Source organism: Marinobacter denitrificans (assembly GCF_008795955.1).
Taxonomy (GTDB): domain Bacteria; phylum Pseudomonadota; class Gammaproteobacteria; order Pseudomonadales; family Oleiphilaceae; genus Marinobacter; species Marinobacter denitrificans.
In genome coordinates this window covers 712100-736094 of sequence record NZ_VMHN01000001.1, presented here as the reverse complement: position 1 = coordinate 736094, position 23995 = coordinate 712100, and the positions used below count along the sequence as shown (strand labels likewise).

General features: G+C 57.3%; 23 protein-coding genes. 12 read left to right on the top strand and 11 right to left on the bottom strand.

Going from position 1 to position 23995, the window contains the following annotated elements; translation table 11 throughout:
• Window positions 1-54: 54 nt before the first annotated feature.
• Both FO268_RS03435 and FO268_RS03430 read right to left on the bottom strand, forming a co-directional pair.
• A complete protein-coding gene (locus FO268_RS03435) occupies window positions 55-768 on the bottom strand; it encodes a succinate dehydrogenase iron-sulfur subunit (RefSeq protein WP_150989614.1) in 714 nt (237 codons plus the stop codon).
• Window positions 769-1006: 238 nt separating this feature from the next.
• Window positions 1007-1678: a hemerythrin domain-containing protein gene (locus FO268_RS03430; protein WP_150989611.1), complete on the bottom strand. Its 672-nt coding sequence runs from the start codon at window positions 1676-1678 to the stop codon at window positions 1007-1009.
• A 96-nt stretch (window positions 1679-1774) separates the two neighbouring features.
• On the opposite strand from FO268_RS03430, the gene FO268_RS22790 reads away from it, so the two are divergent.
• The 4 genes from FO268_RS22790 (at window position 1775) to selD (ending at window position 5914) form a co-directional block, all read left to right on the top strand.
• Window positions 1775-1930, top strand: a complete 156-nt coding sequence (locus FO268_RS22790; RefSeq protein WP_191966811.1) for a hypothetical protein — start codon at window positions 1775-1777, stop codon at window positions 1928-1930.
• Window positions 1914-2756, top strand: coding sequence for an iron-sulfur cluster assembly protein (locus FO268_RS03425; protein ID WP_150989609.1), 843 nt, complete (start codon window positions 1914-1916; stop codon window positions 2754-2756). Before FO268_RS22790 ends, FO268_RS03425 begins: the two co-directional genes overlap by 17 nt.
• A gap of 88 nt (window positions 2757-2844) precedes the next feature.
• Window positions 2845-4851 (top strand): putative bifunctional diguanylate cyclase/phosphodiesterase, encoded by a 2007-nt coding sequence (locus tag FO268_RS03420; protein WP_150989606.1) that lies wholly within the window; start codon window positions 2845-2847, stop codon window positions 4849-4851.
• A 25-nt stretch (window positions 4852-4876) separates the two neighbouring features.
• Complete coding sequence (gene selD, locus FO268_RS03415; RefSeq protein ID WP_202336528.1) at window positions 4877-5914, top strand: selenide, water dikinase SelD; 1038 nt, start codon at window positions 4877-4879, stop codon at window positions 5912-5914.
• Here selD and FO268_RS03410 read toward each other — a convergent pair.
• From FO268_RS03410 to FO268_RS03370, 9 genes are all read right to left on the bottom strand, one after another.
• Entirely contained in the window at window positions 5904-6773 is an 870-nt protein-coding gene (locus FO268_RS03410; protein ID WP_150989600.1) for a beta/alpha barrel domain-containing protein, read from the bottom strand. The two genes, selD and FO268_RS03410, sit on opposite strands and share 11 nt — an antisense overlap.
• Window positions 6766-7857 (bottom strand): 3-phosphoserine/phosphohydroxythreonine transaminase, encoded by a 1092-nt coding sequence (gene serC, locus FO268_RS03405; RefSeq protein ID WP_150989597.1) that lies wholly within the window; start codon window positions 7855-7857, stop codon window positions 6766-6768. The genes FO268_RS03410 and serC overlap by 8 nt, the downstream gene beginning before the upstream one ends.
• Window positions 7857-8363, bottom strand: coding sequence for a urate hydroxylase PuuD (locus FO268_RS03400; RefSeq protein ID WP_150989594.1), 507 nt, complete (start codon window positions 8361-8363; stop codon window positions 7857-7859). Before FO268_RS03400 ends, serC begins: the two co-directional genes overlap by 1 nt.
• Before the next feature lies 1 nt (window position 8364).
• Entirely contained in the window at window positions 8365-9498 is a 1134-nt protein-coding gene (gene pqqE / locus FO268_RS03395; RefSeq protein WP_150989591.1) for a pyrroloquinoline quinone biosynthesis protein PqqE, read from the bottom strand.
• Entirely contained in the window at window positions 9467-9760 is a 294-nt protein-coding gene (gene pqqD, locus FO268_RS03390; protein WP_150989588.1) for a pyrroloquinoline quinone biosynthesis peptide chaperone PqqD, read from the bottom strand. The genes pqqE and pqqD overlap by 32 nt, the downstream gene beginning before the upstream one ends.
• 80 nt (window positions 9761-9840) lie before the next feature.
• Complete coding sequence (gene pqqA, locus FO268_RS23320) at window positions 9841-9915, bottom strand: pyrroloquinoline quinone precursor peptide PqqA (RefSeq protein ID WP_099617646.1); 75 nt, start codon at window positions 9913-9915, stop codon at window positions 9841-9843.
• A 241-nt stretch (window positions 9916-10156) separates the two neighbouring features.
• Window positions 10157-10654 carry a ubiquinone anaerobic biosynthesis accessory factor UbiT gene (ubiT, locus tag FO268_RS03380; protein WP_150989585.1) on the bottom strand — a complete coding sequence of 166 codons (498 nt, stop codon included), beginning with the start codon at window positions 10652-10654 and terminating at the stop codon, window positions 10157-10159.
• Between the two features lie 68 nt (window positions 10655-10722).
• A complete protein-coding gene (narL, locus tag FO268_RS03375) occupies window positions 10723-11382 on the bottom strand; it encodes a two-component system response regulator NarL (protein ID WP_150989582.1) in 660 nt (219 codons plus the stop codon).
• Between the two features lie 35 nt (window positions 11383-11417).
• On the bottom strand, window positions 11418-13277 hold the full coding sequence (locus FO268_RS03370) for a histidine kinase (protein WP_150989579.1): 1860 nt from the start codon (window positions 13275-13277) through the stop codon (window positions 11418-11420).
• A gap of 169 nt (window positions 13278-13446) precedes the next feature.
• On the opposite strand from FO268_RS03370, the gene FO268_RS03365 reads away from it, so the two are divergent.
• The 8 genes from FO268_RS03365 to FO268_RS03330 all read left to right on the top strand — a co-directional run bounded on the left by FO268_RS03365 (window position 13447) and on the right by FO268_RS03330 (window position 23973).
• The gene (locus FO268_RS03365) at window positions 13447-14724 is read left to right on the top strand and encodes an MFS transporter (RefSeq protein WP_150989576.1); all 1278 of its coding nucleotides are present in this window, start codon (window positions 13447-13449) and stop codon (window positions 14722-14724) included.
• Between the two features lie 122 nt (window positions 14725-14846).
• Window positions 14847-18590 carry a nitrate reductase subunit alpha gene (locus tag FO268_RS03360; RefSeq protein ID WP_150989573.1) on the top strand — a complete coding sequence of 1248 codons (3744 nt, stop codon included), beginning with the start codon at window positions 14847-14849 and terminating at the stop codon, window positions 18588-18590.
• Window positions 18587-20161 (top strand): nitrate reductase subunit beta, encoded by a 1575-nt coding sequence (gene narH, locus FO268_RS03355; RefSeq protein WP_150989570.1) that lies wholly within the window; start codon window positions 18587-18589, stop codon window positions 20159-20161. The genes FO268_RS03360 and narH overlap by 4 nt, the downstream gene beginning before the upstream one ends.
• Window positions 20162-20171: 10 nt before the next feature.
• Complete coding sequence (narJ, locus tag FO268_RS03350; protein WP_150989567.1) at window positions 20172-20912, top strand: nitrate reductase molybdenum cofactor assembly chaperone; 741 nt, start codon at window positions 20172-20174, stop codon at window positions 20910-20912.
• Window positions 20913-20935: 23 nt separating this feature from the next.
• A complete protein-coding gene (narI, locus tag FO268_RS03345; protein ID WP_150991619.1) occupies window positions 20936-21613 on the top strand; it encodes a respiratory nitrate reductase subunit gamma in 678 nt (225 codons plus the stop codon).
• An 11-nt stretch (window positions 21614-21624) separates the two neighbouring features.
• Window positions 21625-22431, top strand: coding sequence for a peptidylprolyl isomerase (locus tag FO268_RS03340; protein WP_150989565.1), 807 nt, complete (start codon window positions 21625-21627; stop codon window positions 22429-22431).
• Between the two features lie 368 nt (window positions 22432-22799).
• Entirely contained in the window at window positions 22800-23549 is a 750-nt protein-coding gene (locus tag FO268_RS03335; RefSeq protein WP_150989562.1) for a Crp/Fnr family transcriptional regulator, read from the top strand.
• 22 nt (window positions 23550-23571) lie between these two features.
• Window positions 23572-23973, top strand: coding sequence for a ribonucleotide reductase subunit alpha (locus FO268_RS03330; RefSeq protein WP_150989559.1), 402 nt, complete (start codon window positions 23572-23574; stop codon window positions 23971-23973).
• Window positions 23974-23995 lie beyond the last annotated feature (22 nt).

Below are 23995 nucleotides of genomic sequence, written 5' to 3'. Positions count from 1 at the left end.
GTCTTTGCTGTCTTCTTGAAGATAAATCAAGTGCTCTGGGCAGATCAAAATGATTCAGATCTGCTCCCGAATCAGCATCGCCTTGATGTGGCCAATCGCCTTCATGGGGTTGAGCCCTTTTGGGCAATAGGCTGTGCAGTTGCCAATGCCGCGGCAGCGAAACACGCTGAACGGGTCTTCCAGTTTTTCCAGGCGCTCTCTTGTAGCCGTATCCCGGGAATCTGACAGAAAACGGTATGCCTGTAGCAACCCGGACGGCCCGATGTACTTTTCAGGGTTCCACCACCAGGACGGGCAGGCGGAGGTACAACAGGCACAGAGAATGCACTCGTATAACCCGTCCAGCTTTGCGCGGTCCTCCGGGCTTTGCAGTCTCTCAATTGCGGGGTCGGGCGTATCGTTGATCAGCCAGGGCATAACCCGCTCGTACTGCTTGAAGAACAGGGACTGGTCAACCACCAGGTCCCGGATTACGGGCATGCCCGGAAGTGGCCGAATCTCCAGAACATTCTTTTTACCCAGGGCATCCGCTACGTTGGTAATACAACCCAGTCCATTGCGGCCGTTAATGCTCATTCCGTCGGAGCCACAAACGCCTTCCCGGCAGGAGCGGCGGAACGTCAGGGTAGGGTCCCGGGTTTTCAGGTGTTCCAGCACGTCCAGCACCATGCGGTTTCGGTATTCACCACCAACCTCGACATCCTGATTGTGAGGTACCTCATCCTGTTCTGGATTGTAGCGGTAGAGTCGAACTGTGAAGCTGGACATGCTGGCGCCTTTTATGTAAAAAAGTGTCAGTTAAACCTTAGCAGACTATTTGCGTTGCGCTGTCACTCTCTCGCTTCACATAGATGATCCTGTCGTCCTGTCGTCCTGTCGGAACTGAAATCTTGTAGGCAGCAGGTTCCGGCTCAGGTAAAGCCGCCCCTTAATATGAGCTCCAGCAGCACGTCTGTGTCCATGTCTTCAATCGGTGGTTGTTGATCATTCATTGCTGGTTCTCCTCTCAAAACTGGAATCTCGGGAATAACACGTCCCGTTCCAGGTAAATCTGCTCGGACAACCTGAAGTCCAAGGCTTTCAGTTCCCTGTAAAACCGTCTCCAGGACCGGCATGCGGACTCTGGCGCCCGGTAGTCCCGGGTTATCTTGCGCAGTTTTTTCAGCTGTCGCTTGATAATGGAGTGCTCCTCGTTCATCTGGGCAATCGGTGTGTCCGGATTGGGTGGCTGATCATGCTCCATCCGTTTCAGAACATAGGCGTGCTCCCGTTCTATGTGATCAACCAGAATGTGCTCCAGCTTTTTGATGGCCAGAGTTATGCCTTTCGGTGTGTCCGGGTTGGCCCTGTGTACCGCCTCGATTTTGCGGGCGAGCCGGTGCAGCCTGGGCAATTGCTCAAGATGGCCGGCATCGTAGCTCCTTGATATGAGCTCCAGCAGTACATCCGTGTCCAGTTCTTCAAGGGGTGTGTGTTCCATCACCGTATCAAACAGTTCCTGACACAACCGCTGTGGCTTGACGTCGGCAATGGATGCGACGATGTCGACGGTTGTCCGGCGGTGAGCGTCAATTTCCGGAACGTACTTGCGGAATACATCCAGAGTCTGGGGGCACCGGCTGGCCAGTTGGGCGACGGTGGTTTCATGACAGTTGCCGATGATGTCCTGATAATTCATTGCAGATGCTCCTCTCTTACTTTAAGATATATATAGAATACATATTTAATGATGTCAAGAACCATTCTCATTTTATTGGTATGCCGGGAGGTAATGATGACCTGTAACAAGCCGGATCATATTGAAGACAAAGTCTGGGATCAGCACCTGAGATGGCTGGATCTTGTCAGTAATGAATGCAACGCCAACCAGGTCAAGCGGGATCGTGAAAAACGCAGAAAAGGTGAGGTGGTTCGTGAACATCAACGCTGATGTAACACCGCAAGCCCGTGACTATCTGGCCACTCTGCTGACGAAGCAGGAGGTGCCCGGGATGGCGGCGCGTGTTTATGTGGACAAGGCCGGCACCCAGCACGCCGAAACATGCCTGGCCTTCTGCCCACCGGGCGAAGAGTCGCCCGGGGATGTCCGCAAAGAGTTTGATGAACTGATACTGTATTTCGATGGGGCAAGTGTTCCATACCTGCAGGATATGCAGATTGGTGTTCAGGGGGAGGACAAGCTCCAATGCCTGACCATCAAGGCCCCGAATTCGAAACAGCCGGCAAAGCCACCCAAGACCTTCGTCTTGTCGCAAGACTGTGAAGCCTTGCGAGTGCCATACGGAAACGCCGTCACTCTTCCTGAGGGTGCGTCCGTCTCGGTTACCCAGGCGCTCGGGGGCAGCTTTACGGTTAACTACGACGGCAACCTGTACCGTCTTTCTCCGGTGGTTACACGACAACTGGGCTTTCACTCGGACGCCATCATGTTCGAGCCGCCGGAGGATGGGCGGATAAGTGAGCAGCAATGCTGGGATTCACTGCGACTGGTCTATGACCCGGAAATTCCGGTGAATGTGGTCGCCCTGGGGCTGATCTATAAACTGGATATAGACCAGAACCGGCATGGTGTGCGGGTTGAAATGACCCTGACATCGCCGGGCTGTGGCATGGGCGACATTATTGCCGGCGACGTGAAAGGCAAGTTGTTACAGGTACCTCATGTTGAAGATGCAAGGGTAGATATCGTGTTTGATCCCCCCTGGAGCTACGACAATCTGGAAGAGGAGGCGCGACTGGAGTTGGGATTGATTTGAGCAGGCTGCCGCATTAATTGAGGAGTCTGATGTGGCAACATGGGCTACACTGTTGTTGGTTGCCTTGCCACATGGGAGTCCGGATAACGTGACCCAACATCGCGCGAAAGAGTCGGATGCCTTTGAGATTTTTCCCTGGAACTGTAACTTCGAAACCGGACTGAAAGAGATTGACGACCAGCATCGAGTGCTGGTGAACATTCTGAACCGGTTGGCGTGGCATTTTGCCTCCAGCAGTTCGGAGGAAGATGGCTCTGGCCTGTTAGACGAACTTCTCGCCTACGCTTCCTATCATTTCGAGTACGAGGAGAGTATCTGGGAGCAAAGTCTCGGCATATCTGATGTGTCCCGGAATCACCACGAATCCCATCAGATGTTTTTTGCCCAGATCCAGACCCTTCGCCAAAGCACAGCCCCACCGGACGATGTTCTGGCTGAACTGTTTGATTACCTGACCCGCTGGCTTGCCTTTCATATTCTGGAATCTGACAGGCGTATGGCATTGACTGTGAAAGCTCTGGAGGCAGGTAAGTCTTTGAAGGAGGCGAGAGAGTATGTGGATTCGGAGCTGAGTGGTTCTGTATCGGTGCTCGTCAATGCCTTGCTGGAGATCTACGGCACTCTGTCTGCCAGCACCATTCAGCTTATGCGGGAAAAGATGGCCAGGCAAAAAGCCGAGGACGAATTGCAGCGCCTGCAGAGTGAGCGATTACACCAGGCTCTTGAGGCTCAGGCGAGCGATCATCAGAAGCAAGTGGAGTTTCTCGCCTATTCGGATGCCCTCACTGGCTTATGGAACCGAAACGGAATTACCCGACTTATCCGCGAGTTGCTTGCTCGCGAGGATCTGGAGGATGACTCTGCTGCGCTGGTTTCCATTGATCTGGACAACTTTCACGAGATTAACGCGCGTTTCGGGGAAGAAACAGCCGACCGTATGCTTGGCTTACTTGCACGGCGCTGGCTGGATGCGCTACCGCCCGATGCCGCTCTCGCCCGCATCGGTGGGGATGAGTTTGCCCTGCTGCTTCCAGATGCCAGTCAGGTTGAAATCAGGCTGGCCGCTTTACAACTGACCAGCCGCCAGCCTTTCGACCTGGGAGGCGGCTCGGCGTTGGTTTCTTTTACAGCAGGAATTGTACTGTTTCCTGATAATGAGCTGGGGCACGTCGATGAAGGGGCCGACATGCTCCTGCGCCAGGCAGACCATACCCTTTTCCGCGCCAAGCAGGAGCTCAAAGGAAGCTGGCTATTCCTTGATGCTGAGGAAAAGAAAGCAGGCCGGTCCCGACAGCAGCTTCTCTCGGAAATCAGAACGGGTCTCGAAAACGGACAGTTCAGACTTTTTTATCAGCCGAAAGTAAGCCTGAGAACAGGAGAGTTAAAAGGGGTGGAGGCGCTCATTCGCTGGCAGCACCCGAATAAGGGTTTTCTTTCCCCTGCCGATTTTCTGCCAGCAATTGAACACCATCCTTTAATGGTTGAAGTGGGTGAGTGGGTTCTATTCGAGGCCCTTACCCAGATGAGTGCGTGGGACAGCCAGGGAATTCACGTAAATATCAGTGTGAATGTGGCAGCCATTCAATTGCAGGCACCGGGATTCGCTGAGGGGCTGCGGAACATGCTTGGACGGTTCCCGGCGCTGAAGCCGGGTCGTCTTGACCTGGAAATACTGGAGTCGGCAACCCTCGGTGAGCTTGATAGGGTAGTGAATATTATTGATGAGTGCAGGCGGCTTGGCGTCACGTTTTCCCTGGACGACTTTGGTACCGGATATTCCTCGCTTTCTTATCTTAAACAGTTACCCGTCCACACCCTCAAGATAGACCGCGAGTTTGTAAGTGGGGTTGGCGATACAGAAGAGAATTTTTCGATATTGAGAAGCATTGTCGGCTTATCCCGGGTTTTTGACAGAGAGCTGATCGCAGAAGGCGTGGAAACCATAGAACAGGGTGAGGTTCTTTTAAACCTCGGTTGTGAATTCGCACAGGGCTACGCAATTTCACCTCCAATGGCCCAGGAAAAACTGGCAGACTGGATTGAATGCTGGAAGCCTTTTCCCCAATGGGCAGTGAACTCGACACTGTCTCAATAGAACGTAACCAATAAAGGGCTGTATTTTGTCAACGCGACTTACCGAGTTCAGTCACGGAGCCGGCTGTGGCTGTAAGATTGCGCCGGATGTTCTGGACCGCATTCTTCACACTACGACCCCTGATTTTCACGATCCGCGACTCCTGGTCGGCAATGCCAGCCGGGATGATGCTGCCGTGATGGATGTTGGCAATGGTCTGGGCATCATCAGCACCACAGATTTTTTTATGCCCGTGGTGGATGACGCCTATGACTTTGGCAGAATTGCAGCTGCAAATGCCATCAGTGACGTCTATGCCATGGGCGGGAAACCCTTGATGGCAATCGCCATACTGGGTTGGCCGGTGAACCAGTTGGCACCGGAGATTGCCTCGCAGGTGATTGAGGGTGGTCGAGCGGTATGTGCCGATGCAGGAATAGCACTGGCCGGCGGACACAGTATCGACTCGCCGGAGCCGATCTTCGGCCTGGCCGTTACTGGCCAGGTACCGGTGAATCGAATCGTGCGTAACGATACCGCCCAGACCGGCGATCTTCTGTACCTCACCAAACCACTTGGGGTCGGGATTCTGACCAGCGCACTGAAAAAGCGCCAGATTACCGAAGCAGATCTCGCGGTCGCCGTCGAAACCATGTGCTCTCTTAATAAAGTGGGCGAGGTCTTCGCGGCAATGGAGGGTGTACATGCCATGACGGATGTAACCGGCTTTGGTCTCGCTGGCCATTTGATGGAGATCTGCCGCGGGAGCGGCGTTGGTGCCACCATTAACCGGAATGCAGTGCCGCAGCTATCGAACCTTGCACGCTACATTGATGCGGACTGTATTCCCGGTGGCTCCCACCGCAATGCCGCATCGTTGGGTAATGCCTTTGAGGGCCTGACAGATCAGGACAGGACGCTACTTTGCGATCCCCAGACCAGTGGCGGGCTGCTGGTTTGTGTGGCCGAAGAGCACCGAGTTGCTTTCGAGAAAAAGGCCAGCGAGCACGGGCTAGCCCTCCATCCCTTCGGCCGGTTACATGACCGTGGTTCTGACGAGTGCCTGGTTCAGGTTATTGACTGAGTTTCCAGCCAATGTCGGGCCCTTCGAACACCAGGGCGTTGTGGAGTTGCACCAGGTCGGCCCCGGCATTGGTCCGGTCCAGGTAGTCCTGGCGCGAACCTACACCGCCACTGGTCAGCAGGGCCGAGCTCCCTTTCAGGTGATAGCGGCAGGCCTCAATGGTGCGGCAGGTACTGGCCTGAAGTGCAGGCTCCCGCCATCGGCGGTAGTGGGCATGGGTGACCGGTTTGCCGAAATCGAAGCTTACCAGGATACCGTCGACTCCCTGGCAGCCGAGGTACGGCACGAGGTTGCAGACATCTTCATTTCCCGGTTGGACCTGTAGCTTGTAGACAATGGGGCAGAATTTCCGGGTTTTTCTTTCGAGTGCCAGCTGGGTTTCCCGCAATCGACGCAGACTGGTGTGGAGCTGTCGGAAAGGCACTGGCTGCTGAAGCCAGCCCGGACTTATGGTCAGGTAGTCCGCCGTTGACCAGGCCCGCTCGATGAGGTGACGGAGTTGCACAGTTTCCTGCTCCGGTGATACCGGGGCTGTTGTGGCCAACCGAATTCCGAGGCGGGTATCGAGTATTGCCTGAGTGCGCTGGACCGGCAGGATTCGGGGCCAGTTTGCCTGAGTCCAACTGCCCAGTTCGATCGCGCCAAACCCCAGGTTGCCGGCCCCCCGTCCGAGTGTTCCGGAACGATCAAAACCCGCGGCTATTCCCAGGCGGTTCGGGAAGGAAAGGCCCATACAGCTGACGGGGCCGGCACTTTGCGCCAGGCGTTCCCATGCCGGCAAGGGGGCGCTGGCCAGTTGGCAGGCTCTTGCGAAGGCCTGCGCCCGGGCACTGGCCGGCCTGGTGAGAAGGCTAGCCATAACGCTGGCGAAAATCGGTCATGAAAGAGGCCAGAGCTGCAACCGCCTCATCCGGCTGGGCATTGTAGAGGCTGGCGCGAAGTCCGCCGGCGTGGCTGTGCCCCGCAAGGTTCATCAGCCCAATGGCCTCAGCCTCGGCAAGAAATCGCTGCTGCAGGCTTTCATCCCGGGTGCCAAAACACACATTCATGATGGAACGGTACTCGGGCATCACCGGGCAATCATAGAAATCGTCTTCGTCAATAACCCGGTACAGAGCCTGGCTCTGGGCCATATTGTGGGGATGAATAGCCTTGACGCCGCCTTTTTCCTCAAGCCAGTCTAGCATCAGGTGAACGAGGTAAATGCCGAACATCAGGGGTGTGTTGATGCGATTCTGGCGTTCAATCTGTGTCCGGTAGTTGAATACCGTCGGGGTTTCCGGCCGTGCCTGCCCCAGCAGGTCCTCGCGGATGATGGCGATGACCAGGCCGGTTGGGCCGAGGTTTTTCTGGGTCCCCGCGTAGATCATGCCGTAGCGTTCGATCTCGACAGGGCGAGACAGGAACTCGGATGTCATATCCGCAATCAGCGGGATATCGCCACAATCCGGGTCGCCGGGAAACTGGACACCGTTTGCGGTCTCGTTGGGCGTTACATGGCAATAGTGGATATCGTCATTCAACGCCCATTCAGTAACTGGCGGGACACGATCAAAACCGGTGCCGCGGGCACTGGCGACTACCTGGCTCCGGCCGTACCGGCGCCCCTCTTCAATTGCCCTTGCCGACCAGTGGCCCGTTTCCACATAGCCGGCGATGGCGGCTGGCGGTAACAGGTTCAGCGGAATCAGTGAGAACTGGGCCGATGCGCCACCTTGCAGAAACAGCACCTGATAGCCATTCGGTACTGCCAGGGCGGTCTTTATCTGGTGCCGGGTGGTGTCCATCAACGCCTTGAATTCATCACCGGTGAAGGGCGTCTCCAACAGTGAAAAGCCCAGTCCCTGCCAGTCAGACAGGCTTGCCCGCGCCTGCTCCAGTACATCCGGAGGGAGTACAGCCGGCCCTGCGGCAAAGTTATGGACCCTTTCCCTGCCGTTCATCAGAACAGCGCCAGCCCATGACTTCCCGCAGCCATAAAAAAGATCAGCGGGAAAGATAGGATGGTGTTGGTCCGGGACGACAGGAACGTAATTCTTGAACAGCGGATGCGCTCTGCGGCCGGTGCCGCCACAAAACCCAGCACCTTCTTCTGATGAGGCCAGAGCACGAACCAGAGATTCAGCACCATGATGATGCCGATCCAGGCGCCGACGCCGATGACTGCATGGTAGCCCTGGAGCATCAGGGCGTCGGCAAGAATGCCGCGGTTCCAGAGCATCAGAGCGCCAGAGGCGAGTACCACCAGGGAGGCATAGCGGAAGGTGCCGTGTTCCTGGCGCATGCGTCGGGTCAGGTCGGAGGAGCCTTCGCTTCCCTCGTCAGGCTCGATACGTAAGGGAATGAATTTCGGCGTTTTGACAGCATTGGCATAGTTATGGCCAATCCAGATCAGGGCAAACACGATATGGAGCCAGCGCAGGGCGATATCCATCAATGTCCAGCTCATATTACATCTCCGTGGGCACCCAGCCCACATCGCGGGCGATGAGGCGGGAGTGGTCCTGCTTGGAGGCAAGTGCACTGGCCACGGCATCCTGGACGATGTGGTGATGGGGCGATTTGCTGCAGGCAGGATCTGCATTGGCGGCATCGCCGGTCAGCAGCATGGCCTGGCAGCGACAACCGCCAAAATCCTGCTCTTTTTCGGAACAGCTGCGGCAAGGCTCCTTCATCCAGCTGTCCCCCCGGTAAAGGTTGAAACTCTCGGACTCGTGCCAGATCGAGGCGAGGTCATGATCGCGGACGCCCGGAAAGTCTAGGCCTGGCAGTGAGCGGGCCTGTGAACAGGGCAGTACCACACCGTCCGGCGCGATGGTCAGGTGGATGCTGCCCCAGCCATTCATGCAGGCCTTGGGGCGGCCCTCGTAGTAGTCGGGAATAACAAAGAAAATGGTCATGCTGTCGCCCAGTTGTTCGCGGGCTTCGGCAACCTGCGCCTCTGCGGCTATCAGCGCTTCCCGGGTGGGCATCAGTTGGTCCCGGTTCACCAGCGCCCAGTTGTAGTACTGCACATTGGCCAGCTCCAGGTATTCCACACCGATGTCCGCGGCCAGGCTGATGATGTCCGGTACCTGATGAATGTTCAGGCTGGAGATCGGGACGTTTAGAACCATGGGAAAACCAAGGGCCTTGATCTCCCGTGCCATGTTGATTTTCTTTTCATAGCAGTCCACCCCCGCAAGCCAATGGGCTGTTTGTGGGTCGCTTGACTGGAACCCGAGCTGGATATGACGTAACCCGGCTTTTTTCAGGTTTTCCAGCCGCTTGCGGGTAAGGCCGATGCCGGAGGTAATCAGGTTGGTGTAGTACCCAAGATCGTTGGCTTCTGCCACCAGCTCTTCCAGGTCCTTACGCAAGGTAGGTTCGCCACCCGAGAAACCAATCTGCATGGCCCCCATGTTGCGGGCGTCATGCATCACCTTTTTCCATTCGGCGGTCGTCAGCTCATCCTGGTGGGCATCGAGATCAGTGGGGTTGCTACAGAATGCACACTTGAGAGGACACTTGTAGGTCAGTTCCAGCAGCAGCCACACCGGGTTGCCCTGGCCATCAAGATTGAGGTTGGATCCAGCCTTTGCCATGGCACACCTCCAGGAACTGGTGAACACGGGGTTCGATGAATTCGGGTTGTTCGCAGAACAGTTCGGACAGCTGGTGAACGATGTCTTCCACCGTGTTCGCCCCGTTGCAGCGAGTCAGGATTTCGCCGGCTGTAGGGTTCAGCTTGACGATGCCTTCGGGGTACATCAGCACATGGGCCTGCTGGGATTCCTCCCACCGGAACATGAAAACCGGGGCAATGCTGAACCGGGCCAGGCTGTTGTGATTGTTTGAATCAGCCATGGGGTGCCTCATACGTTGAGTGGGCAAGAGTCTGTAGTGGTTCCCGCAGCGGGATCTGCCTGCGGGAACACAACGGCACGTCAGCGAACGTAAACGTAGGCTGTTACTTCAAAGCCCAATCTCAGGTCTTTGAAATCCGGATCGGTCCACTTCATAGTAGTCTCCAGCATTTATAATGAATGTTTGTGGCCGGATATTTTTCCGGTCCTGTTCACTGTAGGCTGCGGGAAAGAAGTGGATAAATGGTACCTTCGGCCTAATTTTCTTGGGCTTTGGTATCGATAATTCGGCCTTTCGGTAGGAGCGGGCCGATAAGCAGGGGAGGTGCTACATCGGCCGTTAAAAATAGAAGTATTAATATTGATTGTTATCAAGAAAGGCGGGGGAGTAACCGGATTATTTTCGGCGGAACAAAAAACGTCGAATGGTGAAATCCCACTCCAGGCTATCAAGCAGGTTTTTCAGCCCTAATCCGAGCTCTGTGTCGCCTTCGATCACCAATTGGCGCTGAAAGAAGAGCTGGTCAGGGTCCTGACGGCGCTCTGCCAGCGTTTTGAAGGCACTCAGGGGACCCCGGATAGTGGCTTCGCCCGGGCCATCAACGATTCGCAGGCGACCAGCCCAGAAGCCAACCGTAATGCCTGGTTGTCCCCCTGTTGCTTCCAGCCGGATCCGGCGCCCTTCAAAATCATCGAATTCACCGTCAGTAATCGCGGTTGAAAAGAGTCGGTTAAGTGGCTCTTCAGCGGCCAGTTGCTTGATCGGAACTGGAATGCGCCGATCTATGGCGGCAAGCACGGGAAAAGGCGAGGGCAGATACTCCCTGAGCACCGCCAGGGACTGGTCGAGAAGCGGGCCGTTCAGTGAGGCAACGGAAGGTAGGGGAAAGGCCATGGTTTACTCCGGGCGGTCAGAAACCTGCCCAGAGTACCGGAAAGCACACTGCAGTAATTTGATATAACTCAGCCCTTGTGCAGGCCTTCCTCTACCGCCCAGACGGCAACTTCAACGCGGGAGCGCAGGTTCAGCTTCTTCAGCAGGTGTTTCACATGCACCTTCACGGTGCCGTCGCTGATATCGAGCTTGCGGCCGATCATCTTGTTGGACAGACCCTCGGCAATCAGTCGCAGGATATCTTTTTCCCGTGGGGTCAGGCTGTCGAAATCCGGCCGCGACGCCTGCTGCGGCTTCTGGGATCTCAGAGCCTGTGCCAGCAGGGCGGTCAGGCGGTCACTGATCACCATCTTGCCTACGGCGGCTTCGTGCAGCTGTCGGATCATGTCTTCCGGTTCCATATCCTTCAGCAGATAACCATCAGCGCCGGCTCGTAGCGCCGCAACCACGTCGTCCTCATGATCCGACACGGTAAACATGACGATGCGGGAGCTGATGCTTCCTTCACGCAGCTTTTTCAGTGCCTCAATACCATTCATTTCCGGCATGTTGAGGTCCATCAGCACCAGGTCGGGCTCAAGCTCCTGTGCCAGGCGAATACCGTCAGCGGCGTTGCTGGCCTCGCCAACCACCTGCATATCGTCTTCCATTTCGATCAGTTGTTTGATGCCCTGACGAAGCAAAGGGTGATCGTCTATCAACAGTATGCTTGCTGGTGAGTCAGCCATGGTTCCTCTCATTATTTGACGTAGTGTAGCAATGCTCAGCCGCCGGCGGCTTCGGATGTAATCAGGTGCCTGCTCTTGGGTACAAAACTCAGAGCCACTTCCACACCGCCGGTGTCACGGTTAAGAACGTTAACCTTCCCGCCCAGAGTGCGGGCCCGGTCCTGCATTATGATCAGGCCGTAGTGCTGCGCCGGCTGGTTACCGGCGGGCAGCCCTTTACCATTATCAAGTATTCTGACCTGTACCCGGGGAGATTCAAACAGTACCTGCACCAGAATTTCCGATGCTTCAGAGTGTTTTACCGCATTGGCCAACCCTTCGCGGACAATTTGAAGGGTGTGGATTTCCTCGTTGGGCGACAGCGTCTGTGGGGGCAAACGATAGTCCAGCTTCACGTCGTTGCCCAGCCTTTCAGAGAACTCCTGCGCCGTTTGCCGTAAGGCGGTGGCCAGGTCGGGGGTATCCAGTTTCAGCCGGAAGGTGGTCAGCAATTCCCGTAGTTGGCGGTAAGCACTGTTCAGACCGGTGCTCAGCTCTTCCAGAATGTCATGGTGGACCTTTTCATGCTCGCCCGTGATGTCGAGACGGCGAAGCCGTGCTACCTGCATTTTCAGGTAGGACAGTGACTGGGCCAGGGAATCATGGAGTTCCCGCGCTATCACAGTGCGTTCCTCTGCCAGGGTGAGCTGTTGCTCTTCGGTAATCTGGCGCTCCAGGAAAATCGCTGTCGCCAACTGGTCGCTCAGGGTTTCCAGCAGGCGGCGGGCGGTCTGTGAAAGCCCCTTGCTGGCGGGGTACCAGACTTCGAGGGTACCCAACAGCTGCCCTGGTGTGCGAATGGGTAACAGCAACCTTCGGCCGTCATTGCCCTCGGAGGGCAGCTCATCAAACACTTCCGGCGTCACCAGGCAGGCATCGCAATGGTGGTCCTTGCAGTAGAACGGGCGTTCCTTCGTCGAGGTCGTAATGGCTTGGACCGGTTCGGCGGAGTTCTTGTCGTGCAGGAACAGCCGGATGGGACCAATCCCAAGTAACTGTTCAAGGTCCTGGAGCATCGGGATAGCCCCGCTGCAAAGATCGTGATTGGCGAACAGTGAACGGCTGGAAGAGTGGAGCAGTTCCAGGGCTGCGTGGCTCTTCTCCAGTTCGCGGGTCTTTGTCATCGCCTCTTCTTTGAGCTCGCGGTAGCTCAGGGCGAGTTCACTGGTCATCTGGTCGAAAGCAGCCCCCAGTTGGGACAGCTCATCGGAGCCTTTCAGGTTGGCCTTGTGGGAGAAATCCTGCTCGCCCACTGCGACCGCGATGTCCATCAGCTTGCTCAGGGGGCGAAGTACCCTTTTTTTGATATCCAGGAACAGCCCGAAAATGATGAGGATCGAGAACACCAGGCTGATAATCTGGATCAGGTGCAACAAGTCGACGCGAGCCTCGGTCCGATGCTCCAGCATGCTGACCAGTTTGTCGACCTCAGTCACATAGCGCTCTGTCACCGTTATAAGTTCTTCCGTCACCCGAGTACTGTTCGGGGCGTTGGCGATGAGGGCTGGTCGCAGCTCTTCCAGCCAGAGGGCTTCCATCCTCTGGTGCTGTTTGGCCAGCGGATGGTCATCGGCATCAGGGATTGCCCGGTTGAAGTCCGGGTGGGCCATGCGTTCCTGGTAGGCTTCCAGTCCGGCCATGAAGGTGGTGGATTGATCTTCTGTGGGGTCCGCAGCGGAGCGTGCAAGCAGCTCATAGGCGCCCATACGCAATGAGCCGGCAATATTGATGGCAGTCGCATTACCCTCAATGCTGCGTGATACCCCGAGAGTTGTTGCCATGCTGACAATCGCGGTCAGTACAACGGCGCCAACTACTATGGAAATGCGTTTAACGAGGGGACTGTTGCGTGTCATCTGGTCTCTTCATCGGGTACAGCGAATAGGGCGGTAATCCCCCTGAGTGTACCTCCTTGAGGATAGTCAAGCACCCGTAATTACCCCAATGGGCGATCCCCCATCATAGTCTTTGACCCTGAACAGGGCAAAACCCGAAACTGCAAGTTGGCTTTCGGTGGATATTGTCATGCAGCCTTATTCAGTCCAGGACGACGAAGATAACGATAAACTGACCTCGCTGGCAGTGGTTCTTCCACTGGCGGTCGTTGGCTTTATTATTGCTGCCGGATGCTGGACCATATTTGCCGTGGCGGGCGCGTATCTTCGGAATGCTTTGGGACTGGGTAGCCTGGAATTCGGCCTGTTGCTGGCAACGCCCATGGCGGCCGGCGCTTTGTTGGCGGTGCCAGCGGGAATCGCCGCCCAGAAGTTGGGCGCAAGGAGGGTCATGATTGCATGCCTGCTCGGGCTTGCCATCTGTATGGCGCTACTGCTGCTGGTGGAAACCTGGGCCGGCTACCTGATGGTTGCGGCCGGGCTGGGCCTCGCCGGCGGTTTTTACAGTGCCGGGCTTCAATTTGTAACCGGGCATGCCTCGCCCCGGCATATGGGCCTCGTACTGGGCATATTTGGTGCGGGTGTGACGGGCGCTGGTTTCAATTACTATCTTGTGCCATTGATTCTGCAGGCGTTCTCCTGGAATGGCGTGCCGCTCGCTTACCTTGTTGTTCTTCTATTGATGACCGCCCTGTTGGTGTTGCTGACAGACGATTCCGATTCCCGTGGCGATCCGGATGTCGAAACCAGCGCCAGGCAATTACTGCGTCGCCTGGAAAATCCGCGGGTATGGCGGCTGTATCTTTACTTTGGCGTTATAGCCGGAAGCTTTTTTTCCCTGGCGCTATGGCTGCCGGATTTCATGTCGTCCCGTTTCTTGCTAACCATGGAGTCGGGGGCGCGGCTGGCGTTGTGGTTTGTGATCCCCGGGGCCCTGGCACAGATTGTTGGCGGAGGGCTGTCGGACCGTTACGGGGCAGGGCGTGTGATCGTGCGTTCGCTGGCGGTCTGTCTGGTTGCCCTGTTCGTGTTGTCCTACCCGCCGATGACGCTGTCCGTACAAGGAATTGAATCAGTGATCGCCATTGAACTGGCCCTGCCACTCGTGCTGGAAGGCTTCTTTATCGTCTTGTTGGGTATGGCGCTTGGCTCCGCCATGGGTGCCCTTCAGTGCATGGTCATTGCGGAAAACCGTGAGGCACCCGCCTTCGCGGCCGGCATGCTGCTATTCAGTGCCTGCCTGGTGGCCTTTCTGTTGCCCGTGCTTTTCGGCGCCATGATTTACTGGGTAGGCGTGGGTACGGCCATGTTCATGATTCTCTTCATACTGCTGACGGGCAGTCTGTTCCTGTTCGCCCGTGACCACCGTCGCGAGGAGCGTCAGACATTGTTACACAAGGGTGTATAGCGCCCCTACCACTTGGGTGGTAGAGGTGGGTTATGTGGTAGTAACCACGCAGATTTCAGGGTTTTTCTCCCACACAATGGTCTCAAATCGGAACAATGATCCGGACGACGGAGAGAGAGACCATGAGTCATTTGATCGACAAACTGAACTACTTCAGGAAGAAGCGCGAGCCGTTCGCGAACGGCCACGGCGAAACCCACGAAGTCAGCCGTGAGTGGGAAGACAGCTACCGCCAGCGTTGGCAGCATGACAAGGTTGTGCGTTCCACCCATGGCGTCAACTGCACCGGCTCCTGTAGCTGGAAGATCTACGTCAAGAACGGTCTGGTTACCTGGGAAACCCAGCAGACTGACTATCCCCGTACACGTCCGGATCTACCCAACCACGAGCCCCGTGGCTGCCCCCGTGGTGCCAGCTATTCCTGGTACATGTACAGCGCCAACCGCCTGAAGTACCCGCTGATGCGTAAGCATCTGATGAAGCTCTGGCGGTCCGCCAAGATGCAGCACAACGATCCGGTGGACGCCTGGGCTTCCATCGTGGAAGACCCCAAGAAAACCGCCGAGTACAAGCCCCGTCGCGGCATGGGCGGATTCGTGCGCTCCAGCTGGGATGAAGTCAACGAGCTGATCGCGGCATCCAACGTCTACACCGCCAAGCAGTATGGCCCGGACCGTATCATCGGCTTCTCGCCGATCCCTGCCATGTCCATGGTGTCCTACGCTGCCGGCAGCCGTTACCTGTCCATGATCGGCGGCGTGTGCATGAGCTTCTACGACTGGTACTGCGACCTGCCGCCGGCTTCCCCGCAGACCTGGGGCGAGCAGACCGACGTGCCCGAGTCCGCCGACTGGTACAACTCCGGCTACATCATTGCCTGGGGCTCCAACGTACCCCAGACCCGTACTCCCGACGCTCACTTCTTCACCGAGGTGCGTTACAAGGGCACCAAGACCGTTGCCATCACCCCGGACTACGCCGAAGTTTCCAAGCTGTCTGATGAGTGGCTGAACCCCAAGCAGGGTACCGACGCCGCTCTGGGCATGGCCATGGGCCACGTGATTCTGAAGGAATTCCACGTAGACAAGCCCAGCGAGTACTTTACCGACTACGTACGTCGCTACACCGACATGCCCTACCTCGTGATGCTGGAAGAGAAGGACGATGGCAGCTACGTGCCGGGCCGCTTCCTGCGTGCCAGTGACCTGGTGGATGGCCTTGGGGAAGAGAACAATCCCGAGTGGAAAACCATTGCCATTGACGAGAAAACCAATCAGCTGACCGCCCCCAACGGCTCCATCGGCTATCGCTGGGGCGAGAAGGGCAAGTGGAACCTGAAGCAGACTGCAAGCAGCAACGATGTTGAGCTGCAGCTGTCCATGGTCGAAAAGCACGACGACGTCGTCGATGTGGCCTTCCCGTACTTTGGCGGTATCGAGCACGACCACTTCAAGCATGTCGAAATCAAGGACATCCTCAAGCACAAGCTGGGCTCCCGCAAGGTTCAGCTGGCGGATGGTTCCGAAGGCCGTGTGGTCACCGTTTATGACCTGATGGTTGCCAACTACGGCATCAGCCGTGGCCTGGGCGATGACGACGGCGCCACTTCCTACGACGAAGTGAAGCCCTACACACCGGCCTGGCAGGAAAAAATCACCGGTGTTCCCGCCGACAAGGTGATCCGTATTGCCCGTGAATTCGCCGACAACGCCGACAAGACCAAGGGCCGTTCCATGGTCATCGTCGGTGCCGGTATGAACCACTGGTACCACATGGACATGAACTACCGTGGCCTGATCAACATGTTGATCATGTGTGGCTGTATTGGCCAGAGCGGTGGCGGCTGGGCACACTATGTCGGCCAGGAGAAACTGCGCCCGCAGACTGGCTGGCAACCCCTGGCATTCGGTCTGGACTGGCAGCGCCCGCCACGCCACATGAACTCCACCTCCTTCTTCTATGCCCACTCTGGTCAGTGGCGCTACGAGAAACTGGGTGTGGACGAAATCCTGTCGCCGCTGGCGGACAAGTCCAAATTTGGTGGCAGCCTGATCGACTACAACGTACGTGCCGAGCGCATGGGCTGGTTGCCCTCCGCACCGCAGCTGAACCGCAATCCGCTGGGTATTGCCGCAGAAGCCGAGAAAGCGGGTATGGAAGTAGCCGATTATGTCGCGCAATCCATGAAAGACGGCTCCCTGGCGTTCGCCAGTGAAGACCCGGAGGCGAAGCAGAACTGCCCGCGCAACCTGTTTGTGTGGCGCTCCAACCTGCTGGGTTCCTCCGGTAAGGGCCACGAGTACATGCTCAAGTATCTGTTGGGCACCAAGAACGGCCTGCAGGGCAAAGATCTTGGCCACGAAGGTGGCGTCAAGCCAACCGAGGTGAAGTGGCACGACGAGGCGCCTGAGGGCAAGCTCGACCTGCTGGTGACCCTGGACTTCCGCATGTCCACCACCTGTCTGTATTCCGACATCGTTCTGCCGACCGCAACCTGGTACGAGAAGAACGACCTGAATACCTCGGACATGCACCCGTTCATTCACCCGCTGACCGCCGCTACTGATCCGGCCTGGGAAGCCCGCAGTGACTGGGAAATCTACAAGGGCATTGCCAAGGCTTTCTCCAAAGCCACCGAGGGTCACCTGGGTGTCGAGAAAGACGTGGTTACCCTGCCGCTGCTGCACGATGCGCCGGCCGAACTGGGCCAGGCCTTTGATGTGAAGGACTGGAAGCGGGGCGAGTGCGAGCTGATTCCGGGCAAGACGGCGCCCAACTTCATCACCGTTGAGCGGGACTACCCGAACACCTATGCACGCTTTACCTCTCTTGGGCCGCTGATGGACAAGCTGGGTAACGGTGGCAAGGGCATTAACTGGAACACCGAGAAGGAAGTGAACTTCCTGAAGGAGCTGAACTACACCCATATCGGCGGTGCCAACGACGGCCGGCCGAAGATCGAATCCGCCATCGATGCCGCGGAAGTGATTCTGACCCTGGCGCCGGAAACCAACGGCCAGGTCGCGGTGAAAGCCTGGGCCGCGCTGTCGGAAATGACCGGCCTGGATCACACCCACCTGGCGAAGAACAAGGAGGAGGAAAAGATCCGCTTCCGGGACATCGTGGCGCAGCCGCGCAAAATCATCTCCAGCCCGACCTGGTCTGGCCTGGAAGACGAGCACGTGTCCTACAACGCCGGCTACACCAATGTCCATGAGCTGATTCCCTGGCGCACCCTGACCGGCCGTCAGCAGTTCTACCAGGACCATGAGTGGATGCGCGCCTTCGGTGAGAGCCTGCTGGTGTACCGTCCGCCCATCAACACCAAGACGGTCAGCAGCATGCTGAACCAGCGCAGCAACGGTAACGCCGAGAAAGCGCTGAACTGGATCACGCCGCACCAGAAGTGGGGTATCCACAGCACCTACAGCGACAACCTGCTGATGCTGACCCTGTCCCGCGGCGGCCCGATTGTGTGGCTGAGCGAAGACGATGCAAAAGAATTGGGTATTGAGGACAACGACTGGATCGAACTGTTCAACGCCAACGGCGCCATTGCGGCACGGGCGGTGGTCAGCCAGCGGGTGATGCCGGGCATGGTGATGATGTACCACGCCCAGGAGCGGATTGTGAATATTCCAGGGTCCGAGATCACCGGCACCCGGGGCGGTATCCACAACTCGGTCACCCGGGTATGCCCGAAACCGACCCACATGATTGGCGGCTACGCCCAGTATTCCTACGGCTTCAACTACTACGGCACCGTAGGGTCCAACCGCGATGAGTTCGTGGTGGTGCGCAAGATGCACAACATCGACTGGCTCGATGGCGAAGGTAATGACACTGTTCAGGAGGCTGTAAAATGAAAATCCGTTCCCAAGTCGGCATGGTACTGAACCTGGACAAGTGCATCGGATGCCACACCTGTTCCGTGACCTGCAAAAACGTATGGACCAGCCGTGAAGGCATGGAGTACGCCTGGTTCAACAACGTCGAGACCAAGCCCGGTATCGGCTACCCCAAAGAGTGGGAGAACCAGGACAAATGGAAGGGCGGCTGGATGCGTGACAGCTCCGGCAAGATCCGTCCGAAGATCGGCGGCCGCTTCCGGGTGCTGGCGAATATCTTCGCCAACCCGGATCTGCCGGAAATTGACGACTACTACGAGCCGTTCGACTTCGATTATCAGCACCTGCACACCGCGGGCGACAGCAAGCACCAGCCGGTCGCGCGGCCGCGCTCGCTGATCTCCGGCCAGCGCATGCAGAAGATCGAATGGGGCCCGAACTGGGAAGAAATCCTGGGTACGGAGTTCTCCAAGCGCCGCAAGGACAAGAACTTTGACCAGATTCAGGCGGACATCTACGGGCAGTTCGAAAGCACCTTCATGATGTACCTGCCGCGACTGTGCGAGCACTGTCTGAACCCTGCCTGCGTAGCCAGCTGCCCGAGCGGCGCTATCTACAAGCGTGAGGAAGACGGCATCGTGCTGATCGACCAGGACAAGTGCCGTGGCTGGCGGATGTGTGTCTCCGGCTGCCCGTACAAGAAGATCTACTTCAACTGGAAAACCGGCAAGTCCGAAAAATGCATCTTCTGTTATCCACGCATTGAAGCCGGCCTGCCCACCGTGTGCTCCGAGACCTGTGTCGGCCGCATTCGTTACCTGGGTGTGCTGCTCTATGACGCTGACCGCATTGAAGAAGTGGCCAGCACGCCGGGCGAGCATGAGCTGTACGAGAAGCAGCTGGAAATCTTCCTGGACCCGAACGACCCGAAGGTCATCGAGCAGGCGAAGAAAGACGGTATCCCGATGAACGTCATCGAAGCTGCCCAGCGCAGCCCGGTCTACAAGATGGCAGTGGACTGGAAACTGGCCCTGCCGCTGCACCCGGAATACCGCACGCTGCCCATGGTCTGGTACGTGCCGCCCCTGAGCCCGATCCAGTCTGCGGCGGAAGCCGGCAAGGTGGAGTTTGACGGTGTGCTGCCGAAGATCGAAAGCCTGCGGATTCCAGTGAAGTACCTGGCCAATCTGCTGACTGCCGGTGACGAGAAGCCGATCGTTCGTGCCCTTAAACGCATTATGGCCATGCGCCTGTACAAGCGGGCTGAAACCGTGGAAGGCAAGGAAGACCTGCGGGCACTGCAGGAAGCGGGACTGACCAAGGCCCAGGCCGATGAAATGTACCGTTACCTGGCCATTGCCAACTACGAGGACCGCTTCGTGATCCCCACCAGCCACCGTGAGCTGGCCAGGGAAGCCTTCCCGGATGCAGACGCCTACGGCGAGCGCAACGGCTGCGGCTTCAGCTTCGGGGACGGTTGTAACGGCGACAGTGAATTCAACATGTTCGGTGGTCGCAAGCAGACCACCAGCATGGTGCAGAAGCTGTCCACCGTGAAGCAGGTTGACCCGAAACAGTTACAGGAATAAGGAGGCCGATATGCAACTTTTAAAAGTAATAGCGCGGGTGCTCGAGTACCCCACGGAAGAACTTCAGGCCTCCAAAGACGCACTGGTAGCAGCCGTTCTGGAAGACAACCGCCTGCCAAGAGAGAACAAGGAACAGCTGCTGCGGTGTATAGACCTGTTGTGCGACGGCGATTTGCTGGATATGCAGGAAAACTACGTGGGCACCTTCGACAAGGGCAGGGCAACATCGCTGCTGCTGTTCGAACATGTTCACGGTGAATCCCGTGACCGTGGCCAGGCTATGGTTGACCTGATGGAGCAATACCGCGCCAACGGCCTGGAAATCGATGCCAAGGAACTGCCGGACTATCTGCCATTGTTTCTGGAATACCTCTCCACCCGACCATGGGAAGAGATCCGGAACTGGCTGGAAGACATCCACCACATCCTCGGACTGCTGGGCGAAAGACTCTACCAGCGTGAGAGCCTCTACCACGTGTTGATGGACTCGCTGCTGGTGCTTTCCGGTCGCGAGGCGAATCGCCGGGAGCTGGCGCAGATCGTGGCCTCGGAAGAGCGCGATGACACGCCGGAGGCCCTGGATAAGGTCTGGGAAGAAGAAATGGTCAAGTTTGTGGACGATCAGGGCAGTTCCTGCGCGACCGGTGGCGTTGTAGGCCAGCGCCGCCGCGAACTGGAACAGACCCAGACCATTCACCTGAGCGATCAACTGATGACGGATGCGATGCCCCGTCAGGCAGGAGGCGCCTGAGGGCGCGGGAGGAAACTGAAATGATGTCCTATCTTAATACACTGTTTTTCGGGATCTACCCCTACGTTGCCATCGCCGTCCTGGTGATTGGCACCTGGGCACGATATGACCACGGCCAGTTCACCTGGAAGGCCCATTCCAGCCAGATGCTGCGCAAGAAAAACATGGTGATGGCCAGCGTGCTGTTCCATGTCGGGATTCTGGTGATCTTCTTCGGTCACCTGGTTGGCCTGCTGACGCCACACGCGCTCTATGAGCCGTTCATGACACCAGGCACGAAACAGGTCCTCGCGATCGTGGTGGGTGGCATTGCGGGTGTTGCCTGCCTGATCGGCGGTGCCATGCTTGCCTGGAGACGCCTGACGGACCCGAGGGTCCAGGCAAGCAGTACGTTTGCCGATAATCTGATCATTCTGATCCTGGTTGCACAAGTGGGTCTTGGCCTCGTAACGATCCTGCCGACCCTTGGTCACCTGGATGGCAGCACCATGCTCAAGTTTTCCGCCTGGGCCCAGGGCATCTTCACCCTGCAGGGTGGCGTGGCGGACTATATTGCCGACGTGCACTGGATCTACAAGACCCACATCTTCCTGGGCCTGACCATCTTCGTGTTGTTCCCGTTCACCCGCCTGGTGCATATGCTCAGCGTGCCGGTGGAGTATTTCGGGCGCAAGTACCAGGTCGTGCGCAAGCGCGCGTAAGGAGACATAACATGCAACTCATCCCAGTAGGCGATGCCGAAAAACCCAGAAACAAGTTTCCGCCGGTGTATGTGGGTGACAACCTCATCGGCGAAGACGATATCGCCCGGGAAATGCAACATCACCCGGCCGAAGAAGTCGCCGAAGCCTGGCACGAAGCCGCCAAAAGCCTCGTCATTCGCGAACTCCTCCTGCAACAGGCAAGCCGCCTGAATCTGGACGAAATCGCCGACGAAGAAGACCGCATCGCCCGCGTACTGGAGCAGGAACTTAACGTTCCTGACCCCGGCGAGCAGGACTGCGAACGCTTCTACGCCGCAAACCCCGGCCGCTTCCGCAGCCCGACCCTGATGGCTGTCAGCCACATCCTCCTGGCGGCGGCCCCGGACGACGTCCAGGAACGCATGCGCCAGGAGGAAGCCGGTCGACAGCTGCTGTCCTCCCTACTCGATGGCCGTGCCCAGTTTGCGGAACTGGCCAAACAGTACTCTGCGTGCGAATCCCGCCACCAGGGCGGCAGCCTCGGCCAGATCAGCAAAGGCCAGACCGTCGACGAGTTCGAACGCCCGGTGCTGTCGTTGCAGGAAGGTCTCAACCCGGAGTTGATCGAAACCCGCTACGGCTGGCACCTGGTGAGAGTCGACCAGCGAATCGACGGCGAACAGCTGCCTTATGAGCACGTTAAACCGCAGATACGGCAGTACCTGAGCGAAAGCGTAACCAGAAGAGCGTTCCGCCAGTACCTGCAGGTTCTCGCTGCGGAAACCGGTGTGGAGGGTGTGGATATGGAAATACCCGACTCACCCCTGATGCAGTAACTTCAAGCGTCTGGAGGCTGGTGGGGATCACCTTTCCAAAACTGTGCGGAGCCAAGGATGGCGGAGCCCAAGCGTCCCATGGATGGGCTTGAGCGTGTTTTGGAAAGGTGATCCCCACCAGACTATGCACCAGGACCCAGGCGTGGCACAGATGTGCCGAAGGAGCGTGTTTTGTAAAGCGAATCCCTTCCAGGCTGACTCCCAGCTAAAACAGTGCCAGCACTCAGACACAAGCCCCTTTCTTTGAGCTAAGTCAATTACTCAGAAATAACCACCAAACTACCCCTATCGGGGGAGCGATTTTCCCCCCAAGCCCCACTACTATAAAAGCAGATATGAAATGCATTATTAATGCAGGGGCAAACACAATGGCACTATTACAAACAGCAGAAACACGCTACAGCAAACCGGTACTGGTTGCCGTCAACAAGCCACTTGATGAGGACGACAGTCTGGCCTCGATGCGCCAGCATGCATTGTTCTCATCGCTGACTGACGACGATCTGACAGACCTGATGCACCAGTCCAGACGCCTGCGGCTTGGCCATCACCAACTGCTCTACCGCCAGGACATGCCTGCACACCACTTCTTTTTTGTGGTTTCCGGCCGGCTCCGCCTTTACCGCCTGGATGCCTCCGGCATTGACCGCACGCTCGACAGCATTGCGCCCGGCGACTGTTTTGCAGAAGTCATGATCTATGCAGACCCGGCGAGGTACGCCTGTTACGCAGAGGCGCTCAAATCCAGCGAAGTGCTGATGATACCCGTCAAGGTTTACCAGGACCTGCTCGAAAGAAAGCCCGAGTACACCCAGGCGGCATTACGCCATTATGCCAGGCGCGCGGTGGCCCGTTTCCATGATCTGGAAATCATGACCGTACAGAGCGCGCGAGACAGGCTGATCCGGTACCTGATCGACCTGTTGCCGAGCGGCGCCGAACAAGGTGGCGAAGTGGAGTTGCCGCTTCCCAAATGCCTGGTGGCCTCCCGGCTGGCCATGCAGCCAGAAACCTTCTCACGGATTCTGGCAGACCTGAAATCAAACGGGCTTGTGCGGGTAAACCGCAGCCGGTTGTTTATCTCCGACCCCGCTCGGCTGATACAGATCAGCCAGTAAACAGCAAGGCAGGAACACATTGATGATTTCAAGCTATACCGATTTGCTCAAAGCCGCCGATGCGGAACCCGCTCCCCAGCGATTCCTGTTCGTGTTCTGCCGTGCCGAGCTTCCCGATGACGCCTCAAGCGAGGAAAAGGCCGCCTTTGCCAATGGTGAGGGCGGCGCCCTGACACCTGTCGTGTGCGTTGACAAAACCCCCGATGAGGTCAGAGATTTCGGTGCCCTCGTGGAGGAGTCCCGCCAGACCGGTCAGGCCTGGGACGTGGTGTTCGTTGCAGCAATGTCTGGCCGTGGTGGCATGCAGCCGTCTTCCGATGAAGCCCAACAACCCCTCACCATGATGGTGGAATCTATCCGTCTGGGCCACGTTGGAAACTACCTGCCATTGGATCAGAAAGGTCAGGCCGTTTCACTGGGTTAATTACATAAAAAAGGGTATTTGA

Excerpts from the sequence above, each read along its gene's own strand:
- FO268_RS03435 (WP_150989614.1), bottom strand. The coding sequence starts at position 768 with ATGTCCAGCTTCACAGTTCGACTCTACCGCTACAATCCAGAACAGGAT.
- FO268_RS03430 (WP_150989611.1), bottom strand. The coding sequence starts at position 1,678 with ATGAATTATCAGGACATCATCGGCAACTGTCATGAAACCACCGTCGCC.
- FO268_RS22790 (WP_191966811.1), top strand. The coding sequence starts at position 1,775 with ATGACCTGTAACAAGCCGGATCATATTGAAGACAAAGTCTGGGATCAG.
- FO268_RS03410 (WP_150989600.1), bottom strand. The coding sequence starts at position 6,773 with ATGGCTAGCCTTCTCACCAGGCCGGCCAGTGCCCGGGCGCAGGCCTTC.
- serC (WP_150989597.1), bottom strand. The coding sequence starts at position 7,857 with ATGAACGGCAGGGAAAGGGTCCATAACTTTGCCGCAGGGCCGGCTGTA.
- FO268_RS03400 (WP_150989594.1), bottom strand. The coding sequence starts at position 8,363 with ATGAGCTGGACATTGATGGATATCGCCCTGCGCTGGCTCCATATCGTG.
- pqqE (WP_150989591.1), bottom strand. The coding sequence starts at position 9,498 with ATGGCAAAGGCTGGATCCAACCTCAATCTTGATGGCCAGGGCAACCCG.
- pqqD (WP_150989588.1), bottom strand. The coding sequence starts at position 9,760 with ATGGCTGATTCAAACAATCACAACAGCCTGGCCCGGTTCAGCATTGCC.
- ubiT (WP_150989585.1), bottom strand. The coding sequence starts at position 10,654 with ATGGCCTTTCCCCTACCTTCCGTTGCCTCACTGAACGGCCCGCTTCTC.
- narL (WP_150989582.1), bottom strand. The coding sequence starts at position 11,382 with ATGGCTGACTCACCAGCAAGCATACTGTTGATAGACGATCACCCTTTG.
- FO268_RS03370 (WP_150989579.1), bottom strand. The coding sequence starts at position 13,277 with ATGACACGCAACAGTCCCCTCGTTAAACGCATTTCCATAGTAGTTGGC.
- FO268_RS03365 (WP_150989576.1), top strand. The coding sequence starts at position 13,447 with ATGCAGCCTTATTCAGTCCAGGACGACGAAGATAACGATAAACTGACC.
- FO268_RS03360 (WP_150989573.1), top strand. The coding sequence starts at position 14,847 with ATGAGTCATTTGATCGACAAACTGAACTACTTCAGGAAGAAGCGCGAG.
- narH (WP_150989570.1), top strand. The coding sequence starts at position 18,587 with ATGAAAATCCGTTCCCAAGTCGGCATGGTACTGAACCTGGACAAGTGC.
- narJ (WP_150989567.1), top strand. The coding sequence starts at position 20,172 with ATGCAACTTTTAAAAGTAATAGCGCGGGTGCTCGAGTACCCCACGGAA.
- narI (WP_150991619.1), top strand. The coding sequence starts at position 20,936 with ATGTCCTATCTTAATACACTGTTTTTCGGGATCTACCCCTACGTTGCC.
- FO268_RS03340 (WP_150989565.1), top strand. The coding sequence starts at position 21,625 with ATGCAACTCATCCCAGTAGGCGATGCCGAAAAACCCAGAAACAAGTTT.
- FO268_RS03335 (WP_150989562.1), top strand. The coding sequence starts at position 22,800 with ATGGCACTATTACAAACAGCAGAAACACGCTACAGCAAACCGGTACTG.
- FO268_RS03330 (WP_150989559.1), top strand. The coding sequence starts at position 23,572 with ATGATTTCAAGCTATACCGATTTGCTCAAAGCCGCCGATGCGGAACCC.